This window comes from Pseudomonas sp. P65(2024) (assembly GCF_057480955.1).
The window spans coordinates 183670-196992 of the sequence record NZ_JBLIYX010000005.1 but is presented as its reverse complement, the minus strand read 5'-3'; the positions used below and the strand labels follow the sequence as shown (position 1 = coordinate 196992).

Genomic DNA, 13323 nt, shown 5'->3' with positions numbered 1-13323 from the left:
TGTACATGCATACAGTAATCCGGGTTCAGCAGGATAGCTACAACCGATTATCGCGGGGCAAGCCCGCTCCCACGCTTGCCGCGTGATTTACCTTCAATCCTGCGGCTTCTTCAGCTTCGGATTGGGGAAGAACTGCACGGTCTGCACCTTGGCCGGCGCCGCCTTGGGCGCCAGGTGGTTGACCCGGGTGCCGAGCTCGCTGGGTACCGACAGGCCTTGTTCGTTCAAGGTGTCAGTGAACCCGCAGGCCACGCACTCTCGGTGCGGCACGCCGTCCTCGTTCCACATCATCAGCTTGTCCATCTCGCTGCATGCCGGGCAGACCGCCCCGGCGATGAAACGTCGTTTGCTCGTGCTCACGGCTACCTCGCTCATGCCGCCGCGTCCTCGGTAAGGCCACTGTGGCGCAGCAATGCATCGATGGAAGGCTCACGGCCCCGGAAGTCGACGAACAGCACCATCGGCTCGCGGGAACCACCACGGGCCAGGATGGCTTCGCGGAAGGCGCGGCCCGTCTCGGCGTTCAGCACACCTTCTTCCTCGAAGCGCGAGAAGGCGTCGGCCGACAGCACTTCGGCCCACTTGTAACTGTAGTAACCCGCCGCGTAGCCGCCGGCGAAGATGTGCGCGAAGCTGTTGGGGAAGCGGTTGTAGGCCGGCGGACGCATCACCGAGACCTCGTCGCGCACGCCTTCGAGCACCTGCAGCACGCTGCGGCCGTCGCCGTGGGTGGCGTGCAGCTCGAAGTCGAACAGCGAGAACTCCAGCTGGCGCACCATCATCATGCCGGATTGGAAGTTCTTCGCCGCCAGCATCTTGTCCAGCAGGTCCTGGGGCAGCGGTTCGCCGGTCTCGTAGTGGCCGGAAATCAGCGCCAGGCCCTCGGGCTCCCAGCACCAGTTCTCCATGAACTGGCTCGGCAGCTCCACCGCGTCCCAGGCCACGCCGTTGATGCCGGACACACCGGCATGCTCGATGCGGGTCAACAGGTGGTGCAGGCCGTGCCCGAACTCATGGAACAGGGTGGTGACTTCGTCGTGGGTCAGCAGCGCCGGTTTGCCGGGCGTGGCCGGAGTGAAGTTGCACACCAGGTTGGCCACCGGGCTCTGCAGCGCGCCAGCGGCGGTGCGGCGATGGTCGCGGGCACCGTCCATCCAGGCGCCGCCACGCTTGTTGGCACGGGCATAGAGGTCGAAGAAGAAGCGACCGACGTGCTGGCCGTCTTCCTTGATCTCGAACAGGCGCACGTCCGGGTGCCAGCTGTCGAAGCCCCTGAGCTCGGCGATCTCGATGCCGTACAGGCGCTGGACGATGGCGAACAGGCCGGAGAGCACCTTGTCGATCGGGAAGTAGGCGCGCAGGGCTTCCTGCGACACGCTGTAGCGCTGTTCGCGCAGCTTTTCGCCGAAATAGCCGGCGTCCCAGCTGGCCAGCTCCGGAGTGCCCTGCTCGGCGGCGAAGGCCTTCAGCTGCTCCAGGTCCTGGGCGGCGAACGGCTTGGAACGCTTGGCCAGGTCACGCAGGAAGCTCAGCACCTGGTCGCTGGACTCAGCCATCTTGGTGGCCAGGCTCAGTTCGGCGAAGTTCGGGTAGCCCAGCAGCTTGGCCAGCTCCTGGCGCAGGTCGAGGATCTCTTCCATCACCGGGCCGTTGTCGAACTGGCCGGCGTTCGGGCCCTGGTCGGAGGCGCGGGTGCAGTAGGCGGCGTACAGTTCTTCGCGCAGGGCGCGGTCGTCGGCGTAGGTCATCACCGCGTAGTAGCTGGGGAATTCCAGGGTGATCAGCCAGCCGTCGAGGCCCTTGGCCTGGGCGGCGGCGGCCATCTGCGCCTTGGCCGAGTCGGTCAGGCCGGCGAGGGCGGCCTCGTCGGTGACGTGCTTGGTCCAGGCCTGGGTGGCATCGAGCAACTGGTTGGAGAAGCGGCTGCCCAGCTCGCTGAGCTTGCTCTGCACTTCGGCATAGCGCTGCTGCTTGTCGGCCGGCAGGTCGATGCCCGACAGGCGGAAATCGCGCAGGGCGTGATCGATGATGGTCTTCTGCGCCACATCGAAGCCGGCAGCCTCGGGGCTGGCGGCCAGGGCTTCATAGGCTTCGAACAGGGCACGGTTCTGGCCCAGCTCGGTGGAATAGGCGCTCAGGGCTGGCAGGCACGACTCGTAGGCCTCGCGCAGTTCCTGGCTGTTGCACACCGCGTTGAGGTGGCTGACCGGGCTCCAGGCGGCGCCCAGGCGGTCGTTGAGTTCGTCCATCGCCAGCACCAGGCCGGCCCAGGTCGGGTTCTTGCCCTGCTTTTCGAGGATCTCGGCGATGGCCTTGCGGTTGTCGGCGAGGATCTGCTCGATCGCCGGCAGCACATGCTCGGCACGGATTGCCGAGAAGGGCGGCAGATCATGGGACTGCAGCAGCGGGTTGTTCGCACTCACGGTTCGGGTACCTTGGCAGGAGAAACACGGGACCATCTTAATTACAATCGACGCCGACCGCAGCAGGCAGCCTGCCTATCGGCATTGCAGAGGAACACTATCATGGCCCTCCGGACCTTCCAGCAACACACGCCGAAAGTGGGAGCACGGGCCTTCGTCGACCGCTCGGCGGTGGTCATCGGCGACGTCGAGATCGGCGAGGACAGCTCGATCTGGCCGCTGACCGTGGTGCGCGGCGACATGCACCGCATCCGCATCGGCGCGCGCACCAGCGTGCAGGACGGCAGCGTGCTGCACATTACCCACGCCGGGCCGTTCAACCCCGACGGTTTTCCGCTGATCATCGGCGACGAGGTGACCATCGGTCACAAAGTCATGCTGCATGGCTGTACCCTGGGCAACCGCATCCTGGTCGGCATGGGCAGCACCATCATGGACGGCGCCATCGTCGAGGACGAGGTGATCATCGGCGCCGGCAGCCTGGTGCCGCCGGGCAAGCGCCTGGTCAGCGGCTACCTGTACATGGGCAGCCCGGTGAAACAGGTGCGCCTGCTGAGCGAGCAGGAGCACGCGTTCTTCCCCTACAGCGCCGGCAACTACGTGAAGCTCAAGGACCAGCACCTGGCCGAAGGCTACGACCGACCGCAATGACGCCATCGCGGGGCGGGCAAGCCTGCTCCCCCGACCTTTGCATACCCCGCGATGGCATCCAGATGAACAGCAGAGTGAACAGCTCCATGCACCAGCAGAACATCCTTTTCGACCTCGACGGCACCCTGACCGACCCGCGCTCAGGGATTACCCGCTCGATCCAGTACGCCCTGGCCAAGCTGGGCATCGACGAGCCAGACCTGACCCGCCTCGAGCACTTCATCGGCCCACCCCTGTTGCAGGCCTTCATGCAGTTCTATGACTTCGACGAGGCCAAGGCCTGGGACGCGGTGAACTTCTACCGCGAGCGCTTCAAGGTCACAGGGCTGTACGAGAACCGGGTGTTCGAGGGTGTGCCGCAGCTGCTGCAGGCGCTCAACGGCCAGGGCCGCACCCTGTATATCGCCACGTCCAAGCCATGGGTCTATGCCCGCGAGATCGCCCGGCATTTCGAATTCGACCACCACTTCAAGGTGATCTACGGCAGCGAGCTGGACGGCACCCGTACCAACAAGGTCGAGCTGATTCGCCACCTGTTGGATGAAGAGGGACTGGACCCGGCACAGACTCTGATGATCGGCGACCGCAAGCATGACCTGATCGGTGCGCGCAGCAATGGTGTGCAGGCGGTGGCAGTGGGCTATGGGTTCGGCAGCCGGGAGGAACTCGAGGCCGAGACGCCGGCGTTCCATTTCGAGACGCTGGCCGAGTTGCATCAGGCGTTCATCAAAGGCTGATATGTATCGGGGCTGCAAAGCAGCCCCTTTATCTCAAGGCCTTGCCATCAACCGTCCAAGCACCGCCTTGCGCTGTTCGATCGGCATCCGCCCCAGCGCCTCGACCCGCTCGTAAAACAGTCCCCAGTCTCCTCCAACCTCATCGAACAGCTTCGAAAACGCCGGGACCCACTGGTCATAAAGCCCAAAAGGCAGCAACTTGGCATTGTTCAATGGAGCAAAGATCCAGGCATCGAAACGCCGATCCCCACCCCAATCGCGGTCCCGCACCTCGCGGTACTCCCGCCGCAACCGCTCGAACTCAGCCTGCTTGGCCGCCCGCTTGCCCCCCTCATCCAACGGCCCGGCATAAATTGTCTGCAATCGCTCGCGGCTGGCCAACACCAGCCGGGTGAACTGTTCGCGCTGCCGGGCCCCGACCTCCTCGATGGCAGCCAACCCACGTGCCGCGCGCCATTGCCGTGTTCCCTCCTGCTCGACAAAGGAGGCGAACGACTCGTTGAACTCGGTATCGTCCTGCACGTAGAAGCGCTGGTGCGCCAGCTCATGAAAGATCACCGTGGCCAGGCGCTCATCGCCCCAGCCGGCCATGGTCGACAGGATCGGATCGTCGAACCAGCCCAGGGTGGAATAAGCCTCCACACCTCCCACATAGACATCCAGGCCCTCCTGGCGCATCAACGCCGCCGCGCCGCGGGCCGCGCCCTGCCGGTAATATCCTCGATAGGCCACGCAGCCGGCGATGGGGAAGCAATGGGTCACCGGCTGCAACGACAGCTCAGGGGTCGCGAACACATTCCATACCACATACGGTCGCCCCAAATCGGCGTAGACCCGGTAACTGCCGTTGTCCGGCAACTTCAACTGCGCGCTGGCGAAGGCCCGGGCCTTTTCGGCAAACAACAGGCGCTGGCGCAACACCGGGCTGGTGGCAGGACTCTCGATAACCCGGTCCAGCGGCTGGCGTGCCCGCAACAGCTGCCACTGGCCCTCCGCCAGTTGGCCGTAGTAGCTCACGCTGGAGCAACCGCTCAGCAGAACGCCCAGCGCCACGGGAACCAACCCGGTGAAAACGCGGTCGAGAACCCGACGGCTGCAGCGCATGAAAAGAAAAAGTCCAAACATCGAGGCTGTCTATCTCGCTCGTCGGCCGAATGCGACCAAGACTATCTCGCAAAGGGGAAGCTTCGCCATGCGTACTCTGCTGTTTGCCGCCGGCACGCTCGTGCTGCTGTCCGGTTGTGCCTCATTCCTGCCCAGCGCCGACCCGAACCAGGCCTGGATCGACCTGGCCCCGGGTGACAACGACTCGCTGCATGCCTTGCAGGTTGATGAGCGCGCCTGGGCCGACACCCGCTATTTCGAGGTGCAGCCCGGCAATCACGAGCTGACCGTGCGCTACCAGTTCGCCGTGACGCCCAGCAACATCGGCCCGGTGGACGAGCCGCTGTGGCGCGACTGTCAGCTCAATCTCACCTACAAGGACTTCACGGCCGGGCAGCGCTATCAGATGCAGGCCGGCAGTATCGGTTTCCGCCCCTGGATCAAGCTTTACGACCAGCAGCAGAAACTGATCGGCCAAGGCGAGCCGGCAGGCTGCCAGCGCACCTGAACCCCGCGAACGGCGCTATGCTTGTAACCTGTGAACCGCGAGCGGGAGTTTCACCATGCGCCAGCCCATGATGCTGATGGCCCTCAGTGCCCTGGGGGCGTGCGCCAGCCCCTTGCCGCCCGTTGACCCAGGCAAGGCCTGGGTCGATCTCTACACCATCACCCCCGGCAGAACCATCATGGCCGACCGTCTGGACGGCCAGCGCCTGGATGACGGCCGCTACTTCCAGGTGACACCTGGCAAGCATGAGCTGGTGGTGCGCTTCGACTACGAGATCTATTCCGGCGGTTTCAGCACTGACCCCACCGAGCGAACCTGCTATCTCACCGTGCGCTACAACGATTTCAAGGCCGGCCAGCGTTATCGCCTGGAGGCGCGGGCCCCGGCGATGCAGCCGCAGGTGCTGTTGTACGACGCCAACCGAAAGGTGGTCGTGAACGAGCCGAGCAACGTCACCTGTATTCCTTGATCGATGACGGGGCTGCCGTGCAGCCCCGACCGTCGAGCCTTACCGATCGTTCTTCTGGTAGATGATCTTCTTCGTGCCGCCCTCGCAGCTGCCAACGATCATGTTGGGATCACTGACCTCGGCATTGGGCACGATCTCAAGCGTGTAGGAGGAAACCTTGTTCGCCTGGATCTTCGCTTCGATCTCGGCCTTCAGTTCCTCGCACGGCTTGGGCGCGGCCAGTGCGGCGGTGGCCAGCAGGGAAGCCAGCACACCAAATGCAACGCGGATCATGGAACGGCTCCTGGGGCAGGGCAGACGAGCTGCCAACGCTGTTTAGACTACAGGAAACCGCCGCCGTTGCGCCGCCTAGGACAGCAGGGTGGCGTCCAAGCTGATCGTCGCGTTGAGCACCTTGGACACCGGACACCCAGCCTTGGCCTTGTTGGCGATCTCCTGGAACTGCGCCTCGCTGGCCCCAGGCACGGTGGCCTTGAGGGTCAGGTGAACGGCGGTGATGGCAAAGCCATCAGCCTGCTTGTCCAGGCTTACCTCGGCGTGAGTGTCGATCCGTTCAGGCGTGAATCCCGCCTCGCCCAACATCATCGACAACGCCATGGAGAAGCAGCCGGCATGGGCAGCGCCGATCAGTTCCTCCGGGTTAGTCCCAGGCGTGCCTTCGAAACGGGTGTTGAAGCCGTAGGGCGCTTGCTTGAGCGCGCCGCTTTCAGTGGAGATCTGGCCCTTGCCATCCTTCAGGCCACCTTGCCAGACCGCCGATGCTGTCTTCTTCATGCTGCCTCCTGTCACAGGGTTGGGGTGTCTATGGTTCTGAGGACCAAGCCCACGCCAAGTTCAGATCAATCCGCAGGAAGGCATTGAATCCGGCGAATATGCCCATACAGAGTCCAGAAGGCCATGGCCAATCACCTGAAGCGGAGGCTCCAATGACGCACCTGCGAGACCTGAAGATATCCACCCTCGACCTGGTGCCCGTGCGCGCCGATGGGAGCCCCGCGCAATCACTGCGCAACTCGCTGGACCTGGCCCGGCACGTCGAGCGCTTCGGCTACAACCGCTTCTGGGTCGCCGAACACCACAACATGGACGGCATCGCCAGTTCGGCCACCGCCGTGCTGATCGGCTACCTGGCCGGCGGCACCTCGAGCATCCGCGTCGGCTCCGGCGGGGTGATGCTGCCCAACCATGCACCGCTGGTGATCGCCGAGCAGTTCGGCACCCTAGCCAGCCTGTACCCGGGGCGTATCGACCTGGGCCTGGGCCGCGCCCCGGGCTCCGACCAGATGACCGCCCGCGCCCTGCGCCGTGAACGCTCCGGCAGTGCCGACGACTTCCCCGACGATGTCGAGGAACTGTCGCGTTACCTCGGCCCGCGTACAGATGATCAGAAAGTGATCGCCGTACCTGGCCACGACACCGAGGTGCCAATGTGGTTGCTCGGCTCCAGCCTGTTCAGCGCCCAGCTGGCAGGCATGCGCGGCATGCCCTATGCCTTTGCCTCGCACTTCGCGCCGCGCTACATGCACGAGGCGATCCGCATCTACCGCGACCATTTCAAGCCGTCCACCACGCTGGACAAGCCTTACGTGATGCTCGGCATCCCGATGGTGGTTGCCGAGACCGACGAGAAGGCCGAGTACCTGGCGACGTCGGTGTACCAGCGTATCCTCGCGCTGATCCGTGGCCAGAGCCTGATGCAGCGCCCGCCGGTCGAAAGCATGAATGGACTGTGGCTGCCCCATGAGCGCGATGCGGTGAGCAGTTTCCTGGGCCTGGCGATGATCGGCAGCCCACAGAAGGTGCGGGCGAAGGTGGAGGTGCTGCTGGAACAGACCGGGGCGGATGAGCTGATCTTCACCAGCGACCTGTACGAGCATGCCGACCGGATCAGGTCCTATGAGCTGATGGCTCAGGCCTTGAAGACCGGTTAAAGGTCATCGCGGGGCAAGCCCGCTCCAGGGTACGCTCTGTGGGAGCGAGCTTGCCCCGCGATGGAGCCACAATCAGTCACGGCTATAGGCAATTACCTTGGTCCCAGCCTCGCAGGTACCCACCACCTTGTCGGCAGGATCACCCTTGGGGGCGATCGTAAGCTTGTAACCCTTCACCCCCTTGGCATCCAGCTTCGCCGCAATCTCCGCCTTGAGCTCCTCGCACGGCTTGCCCGCCGCCAGCGCACCACCGGCCAACGCCATCAGCCCCACGGCCAGAATCAACTTCTTCATCGATCGCTTTCCTTGTACAGATCCAAGACGAAAAGGGCGCGAAGCTCGCGCCCTGCAACCTTATTACCCGATCAGGCCGGGCAAGCCTAGCCCAGCTTCGTTTCAGCTGTTGGCGATGCGGAAGCCCACCTTCAGCGTCACCTGGAAGTGCGCGGCCTTGTTGTCGCGGATATGCCCGCGGGTATCGACCACCTCGAACCATTCCAGGTGCTTGATGCTCTTGCCGGCCTCGGCCAGGGCATTGTTGATCGCTTCTTCGATGCTGGTGGGGGAGGATCCGACCAGCTCGATCTTCTTGTAGGTGTGATGATCCGACATGAGTGCTCTCCTGGGTTGGGTAGTCCGTTGAGCCTAGCAGCGCAGGCCCGGTTTACCTGCGAGCGATCGGCGCAGGAGAAAGTTCGACTGCACTTTCTCAGCGCCGCGCAGTCGCATTCCTAACAGCCCATACCGCGAAGGAGAGTCAACATGCCACGCAATTCCCTGCGCCAAACCTCCCTGGAAAGCATGGAAGCCGAGATCGAAAGCCTGCTCAAGACACTGGAGCACCTCAAGCACGATGCCTCGGAGGAGTCCCACAAGACCATGAAGGCGCTGCGCGGCAATGCCGAGAACGCCCTCAAGCATTCGCGCAGCCTGCTCAGCGATGCCTACGAGGAAGTGAAGACCCGCACCCGCCAGACCGGTGTTGCCACCCGAGACTATGCCCAGGAACATCCCTGGACCACTGCGGGTGTGGCAGTTGGCGCCCTCGGCCTGCTGGCCGCCTACCTGATGTGCCGGCGTAATAACTAGCCGACCTGCTGCAGCTCCCGGCGCAGCCATTGCGCCAGCTGCTCGGCGCGCCCGTCCGCGGCGCGCCGGGGCACCCACAGGGCCAACGCAGCGTGGGTCGGGGAGAATCCCCAAGGCGCAGCCAGCCGCCCGGCCTTCAGGTCGTCCGCCACCAGCGGCTGTGGCGCGATGGCCACGCCAAGGCCGGCCACCGCCGCTTCCAGCAGGTAGTACAAATGCTCGAATGCCTGGCCGTAACTCAAAGTGCCAGGCTCGATGCCATGCTGCTGCGCCCAGGTCGGCCAGGCCTGTGGCCGCGAAGTCGTGTGGAGCACGGCCTCGCGTTGCAACGCCACGGCTGGCGCGGCTTTCAAACGATCGAAGCCTTCGAAGCGCGGACTCATCACCGGACCGATCCACTCTTCGGCGAGCACATGCACCTGCATGTCCGCCGGCCATGGCGGCTCGGCATAGACCAGCAACGCATCCAGCCCCGGGCGCCGCGGATCGAGATCGCCTTCACCCGCGGACAGGTGCAGGCGCAACTCCGGCAGGTCGGCCTTCAGGCGCCCCAGCCGCGGAATGAACCAGCGCGCCAGCAGGCTGCCAGAACAGCCGAGCACGAAGGGTGCTTCGTCGGCATCGCGGGAAAGCTCGGCGCAGACACCGCGCAGCCGGTCGAACGCCTCGAAGCTGGCATCACGCAGGCGCACCCCGGCATCTGTGAGTTTGACGCCACGCCCATCCTTGCCGAACAGGGCCACGCCCAGATGCTCCTCGAGCACCTTGATCTGCCGGCTGACGGCACCATGGGTCACATGCAGCGCCTCGGCAGCCTGGCTGACACTGTTCAGCCGGGCGGTCGCCTCGAAAGCCCGCAGGGCGTTGAGGGGGGGAAGGTCATGGGCCATTTGAGTTGTGAGTTTTCCTGACAGGTTTGCGCAATCTTATCGGTTTTCAGCCGGCCACGTCGTGGTTAGAGTAAAGCCCATCACTCATCCATTACGCCCTGGAGCGCCCCATGACCCAGACCCAATACCGCGCCGGCCCCGATGCCAACGGCCTGTTCGGCTCGTTCGGCGGCCGCTACGTGGCCGAAACCCTGATGCCCCTGGTGCTGGACCTGGCCCGCGAATACGAAGCGGCCAAGGCCGACCCCACGTTCCTCGAAGAACTGGCCTACTTCCAGCGCGACTACATCGGCCGCCCCAACCCGCTGTACTTCGCCGAGCGCCTGACCGAGCACTGCGGCGGCGCGAAGATCTTCTTCAAGCGTGAAGAGCTCAACCACACCGGCGCGCACAAGGTGAACAACTGCATCGGCCAGGTGCTGCTGGCCAAGCGCATGGGCAAGAAGCGCCTGATCGCAGAGACCGGCGCCGGCATGCACGGCGTGGCCACCGCCACCGTCGCCGCGCGCTTCGGCCTGCCCTGCGTGATCTACATGGGCGCCACCGACATCGAGCGCCAGCAGGCCAACGTGTTCCGCATGAAGCTGCTGGGTGCCGAGATCGTCCCGGTGACCGCCGGCACCGGCACCCTGAAGGACGCCATGAACGAGGCCCTGCGCGACTGGGTCACCAACGTCGAGGACACCTTCTACCTGATCGGCACCGTGGCAGGCCCGCACCCGTACCCGGCGATGGTCCGCGACTTCCAGTCGATCATCGGCAAGGAAACCCGCGCCCAGCTGCAGGAGAAGGAAGGGCGCCTGCCCGACAGCCTGATCGCCTGCGTCGGCGGCGGCTCCAACGCCATGGGCCTGTTCCACGACTTCCTCGATGACGCCAGCGTGCAGATCATCGGCGTCGAAGCCGGCGGCCACGGCGTGCACACCGACAAGCACGCGGCCAGCCTCAACGGCGGCGTGCCGGGTGTGCTGCACGGCAACCGCACCTACCTGCTGCAGGACGACGACGGCCAGATCACCGACGCCCACTCGATCTCCGCAGGCCTGGACTACCCCGGCATCGGCCCGGAGCACGCCTACCTGCACGAAGTGAAACGCGTGGAGTACGTCAGCATCACCGACGACGAGGCCCTCGACGCCTTCCACGCCACCTGCCGCCTGGAGGGCATCATCCCGGCGCTGGAAAGCTCCCACGCCCTGGCCGAGGCGATCAAGCGCGCGCCGAAGCTGCCCAAGGACCACCTGATGGTGATCTGCCTGTCCGGTCGCGGCGACAAGGACATGCAAACTGTGATGAACCACATGGCCGCCCAGGAGAAACAGGCATGAGCCGTCTCGAACAACGCTTCGCCGAACTGAAGGCCGAAGGCCGTTCCGCCCTGGTCACCTTCGTCACCGCTGGCGACCCGGGCTACGACGCCTCGCTGGAGATCCTCAAGGGCCTGCCGGCCGCTGGCGCCGATGTGATCGAACTGGGCATGCCGTTCACCGACCCGATGGCCGACGGCGTGGCCATCCAGCTCGCCACCCTGCGCGCCCTGGAAGCCGGCCAGACCCTGGCCAAGACCCTGCAGATGGTTCGCGAATTCCGTGTGGATAACCAGACCACGCCCATCGTGCTGATGGGTTACTACAACCCGATCCACCGCTTCGGCGTGGAGCAGTTCGTCGCCGAGGCAAAAGAAGCGGGCGTCGATGGCCTGATCATCGTCGACCTGCCACCGGAACACGACGCCGAACTGGCCACCCCGGCCCAGGCCGCAGGCATCGACTTCATCCGCCTGACCACCCCGACCACCGACGATGCGCGCCTGCCGCGCGTGCTGGAGCGCAGCTCCGGGTTCGTCTACTACGTGTCGGTGGCAGGTGTGACCGGTGCGGGTTCGGCAACCACCGAGCATGTGACCGAGGCCATTGCCCGCCTGCGTCGGCATACCGATCTGCCGATCAGCGTCGGTTTCGGCATCCGCACGCCGGAGCAGGCTGCTGCCATTGCCCGCCTGGCCGATGGCGTGGTGGTCGGTTCGGCGCTGGTCGACAAGATCGCCCAGGCCAAGGATGCCGGTCAGGCAGTGAACGATGTGCTGAGCCTGTGCTCGGCGCTGGCCGAAGGCGTGCGCGCCGCCCGCAACTGATCCGCGCAGCAGGTGTATTTGTGGGAGCGGGCTTGCCCCGCGATAACGATGGTGGACTCACCGCCGCTGTCGCGGGACAAGCCCGCTCCCACGTTGCATCAAGCACCAAATATCGACAGATCCAACGGCCTGATCGCCCCCATCCAGATCGCATGATCGCGGTGATCCGCCAGCTCATCCCCGGTTTCCGGGTGCAGGAACACCACCAGCCCCTTGCGATACAGCGCCAGCCACGGCAACACCACACCCACCACCTCCGGCCCGAAGGCCAGCTGACAGCTACAGTCAGGGTGCGGCCCGACCGGTTTCTGGTGCATGCGTCCCATGGTCACGGGAAACAGCCGCGTTGCTTCCTCGCATAGTTCACGGGCCTGCTCCATGGTCGATGCGTCGTAGTACACGTGGGCGTGATAGCCCTTGATCCTTTGCACGATGGCTCCTGATTGCAGTAATGCGAACATCTTGAAGTCTACGCCATCTCATTACAGACGCTCCTGCTCCAGCCAATCCACAAACCGCTCGATCAACGCCCCACGCCGCTTGCGTGGCGGCAGCACCACGTAATACCCCCGCTTCGAGCGCAAGCTGCCTTCCAGCGGCCGGCACAGCAGCCCCTGCCCGACCAGCCCGTCCACCAGATGCGCCCAGCCGATCGCCACGCCTTGGCCAGCAATCGCCGCCTGAATCAGCAGGGTGTAGTTGTCGAACCGCAGTTGACCGGACGGAGGAGGGCTGTCCACACCAAGACCACGGAAGACACCGGCCCAATCGAACCAGCGACTGGCCTGCTCGCCCTTCAGGTGCAACAACGGCAATCGTTGCAAAGCCTCGGCTGACAAGGGTTTGCCATGAGTCAGCCGTGGGCTGCAGACCGGGAAGACCTCCTCGTCGAACAACCAGCGACTCTCGCCCTGATGGAAACGCCCATCACCAAACAGCACCGCCACATCGATGTCCGGGCGCAACATCCCCTGGCTGCGCTCGCCGGTCACCAGGCTCACGTCCACCTGTGGATAAGCGTCGTGGAAACGCTGCAAGCGCGGCATCAGCCAGAACGCCGCAAAGGCGAAGTCCGTAGCCACCTGCAGCACCTCGCGCTGGCCGCGCCCGCTGGCTTGGGCGACGCCATCGTCCATCGCCTGCAAGCCCTGGTGCACCTGTTCGAACAATAGCAACCCCGCCTCGGTCAACTCGATGCCCCGGTAGATCCGGTCGAACAACCGCGTGCCCAACTGCGCCTCCAGGCGCTTCATCTGCTGGCTGACCGCCGGCTGGGTGGTGCCCAGCTCCACGGCCGCAGCCGTGAAGCTACGCAAGCGCGCGGCGGACTCGAACACGCGCAATGCGTCCAGAGACAGGTCGGCAAGGTGTTCAAACATAAGCATGG

The 13323-nt window shown here is 64.7% G+C and carries 18 protein-coding genes; 8 read left to right on the top strand and 10 right to left on the bottom strand.

From position 1 onward, the window contains the following. Window positions 1-93 precede the first annotated feature (93 nt). Together AC25MA_RS09980 and prlC are read right to left on the bottom strand one after the other, a co-directional pair. Window positions 94-375, bottom strand: a complete 282-nt coding sequence (locus tag AC25MA_RS09980) for a YheV family putative zinc ribbon protein (protein WP_028688705.1) — start codon at window positions 373-375, stop codon at window positions 94-96. After that, window positions 372-2459: an oligopeptidase A gene (gene prlC / locus AC25MA_RS09975; RefSeq protein WP_028688706.1), complete on the bottom strand. Its 2088-nt coding sequence runs from the start codon at window positions 2457-2459 to the stop codon at window positions 372-374. Before prlC ends, AC25MA_RS09980 begins: the two co-directional genes overlap by 4 nt. Before the next feature lie 66 nt (window positions 2460-2525). Between prlC and AC25MA_RS09970 the strand changes: the two genes are divergently transcribed. Continuing rightward, window positions 2526-3074, top strand: a complete 549-nt coding sequence (locus tag AC25MA_RS09970) for a gamma carbonic anhydrase family protein (RefSeq protein WP_028688707.1) — start codon at window positions 2526-2528, stop codon at window positions 3072-3074. An 86-nt stretch (window positions 3075-3160) separates the two neighbouring features. Continuing rightward, complete coding sequence (locus AC25MA_RS09965) at window positions 3161-3811, top strand: HAD family hydrolase (protein WP_028688708.1); 651 nt, start codon at window positions 3161-3163, stop codon at window positions 3809-3811. A gap of 33 nt (window positions 3812-3844) precedes the next feature. Here the strand turns inward: AC25MA_RS09965 and AC25MA_RS09960 are convergent, their stop codons facing one another. Then, window positions 3845-4915, bottom strand: a complete 1071-nt coding sequence (locus tag AC25MA_RS09960) for an aminopeptidase (RefSeq protein WP_349738374.1) — start codon at window positions 4913-4915, stop codon at window positions 3845-3847. An 88-nt stretch (window positions 4916-5003) separates the two neighbouring features. Here AC25MA_RS09960 and AC25MA_RS09955 point away from each other — a divergent pair, with 88 nt between their 5' ends. Together AC25MA_RS09955 and AC25MA_RS09950 are read left to right on the top strand one after the other, a co-directional pair. Continuing rightward, the gene (locus AC25MA_RS09955) at window positions 5004-5423 is read left to right on the top strand and encodes a PA0061/PA0062 family lipoprotein (protein ID WP_028688710.1); all 420 of its coding nucleotides are present in this window, start codon (window positions 5004-5006) and stop codon (window positions 5421-5423) included. Window positions 5424-5478: 55 nt separating this feature from the next. Next, a complete protein-coding gene (locus AC25MA_RS09950; RefSeq protein WP_028688711.1) occupies window positions 5479-5892 on the top strand; it encodes a PA0061/PA0062 family lipoprotein in 414 nt (137 codons plus the stop codon). A 39-nt stretch (window positions 5893-5931) separates the two neighbouring features. On the opposite strand, the gene AC25MA_RS09945 is transcribed toward AC25MA_RS09950, so the two are convergent. Both AC25MA_RS09945 and AC25MA_RS09940 read right to left on the bottom strand, forming a co-directional pair. Then, window positions 5932-6165, bottom strand: coding sequence for a DUF1161 domain-containing protein (locus tag AC25MA_RS09945; RefSeq protein ID WP_028688712.1), 234 nt, complete (start codon window positions 6163-6165; stop codon window positions 5932-5934). 75 nt (window positions 6166-6240) lie between these two features. Continuing rightward, window positions 6241-6666, bottom strand: coding sequence for an OsmC family protein (locus AC25MA_RS09940; RefSeq protein WP_028688713.1), 426 nt, complete (start codon window positions 6664-6666; stop codon window positions 6241-6243). A gap of 152 nt (window positions 6667-6818) precedes the next feature. On the opposite strand from AC25MA_RS09940, the gene AC25MA_RS09935 reads away from it, so the two are divergent. Then, a complete protein-coding gene (locus AC25MA_RS09935; RefSeq protein ID WP_028688714.1) occupies window positions 6819-7823 on the top strand; it encodes an LLM class flavin-dependent oxidoreductase in 1005 nt (334 codons plus the stop codon). Between the two features lie 72 nt (window positions 7824-7895). Here the strand turns inward: AC25MA_RS09935 and AC25MA_RS09930 are convergent, their stop codons facing one another. Together AC25MA_RS09930 and AC25MA_RS09925 are read right to left on the bottom strand one after the other, a co-directional pair. Further along, window positions 7896-8117, bottom strand: coding sequence for a DUF1161 domain-containing protein (locus AC25MA_RS09930; RefSeq protein WP_028688715.1), 222 nt, complete (start codon window positions 8115-8117; stop codon window positions 7896-7898). A gap of 102 nt (window positions 8118-8219) precedes the next feature. Then, complete coding sequence (locus AC25MA_RS09925) at window positions 8220-8435, bottom strand: dodecin (RefSeq protein WP_011531496.1); 216 nt, start codon at window positions 8433-8435, stop codon at window positions 8220-8222. Between the two features lie 150 nt (window positions 8436-8585). On the opposite strand from AC25MA_RS09925, the gene AC25MA_RS09920 reads away from it, so the two are divergent. Further along, window positions 8586-8912, top strand: coding sequence for an ElaB/YgaM/YqjD family protein (locus tag AC25MA_RS09920; protein WP_028688716.1), 327 nt, complete (start codon window positions 8586-8588; stop codon window positions 8910-8912). Here AC25MA_RS09920 and AC25MA_RS09915 read toward each other — a convergent pair. Further along, the gene (locus AC25MA_RS09915; protein ID WP_028688717.1) at window positions 8909-9802 is read right to left on the bottom strand and encodes a LysR family transcriptional regulator; all 894 of its coding nucleotides are present in this window, start codon (window positions 9800-9802) and stop codon (window positions 8909-8911) included. The genes AC25MA_RS09920 and AC25MA_RS09915 overlap by 4 nt on opposite strands. A gap of 110 nt (window positions 9803-9912) precedes the next feature. Here AC25MA_RS09915 and trpB point away from each other — a divergent pair, with 110 nt between their 5' ends. Together trpB and trpA are read left to right on the top strand one after the other, a co-directional pair. After that, window positions 9913-11130, top strand: coding sequence for a tryptophan synthase subunit beta (gene trpB, locus AC25MA_RS09910; protein WP_028688718.1), 1218 nt, complete (start codon window positions 9913-9915; stop codon window positions 11128-11130). Further along, window positions 11127-11936 carry a tryptophan synthase subunit alpha gene (trpA, locus tag AC25MA_RS09905; protein ID WP_028688719.1) on the top strand — a complete coding sequence of 270 codons (810 nt, stop codon included), beginning with the start codon at window positions 11127-11129 and terminating at the stop codon, window positions 11934-11936. Before trpB ends, trpA begins: the two co-directional genes overlap by 4 nt. Window positions 11937-12034: 98 nt before the next feature. On the opposite strand, the gene AC25MA_RS09900 is transcribed toward trpA, so the two are convergent. Beyond that, window positions 12035-12367, bottom strand: coding sequence for a DOPA 4,5-dioxygenase family protein (locus AC25MA_RS09900; protein WP_486972010.1), 333 nt, complete (start codon window positions 12365-12367; stop codon window positions 12035-12037). Between the two features lie 51 nt (window positions 12368-12418). Then, complete coding sequence (locus AC25MA_RS09895; protein WP_028688721.1) at window positions 12419-13315, bottom strand: choline sulfate utilization transcriptional regulator; 897 nt, start codon at window positions 13313-13315, stop codon at window positions 12419-12421. Between the last annotated feature and the right edge of the window lie 8 nt (window positions 13316-13323).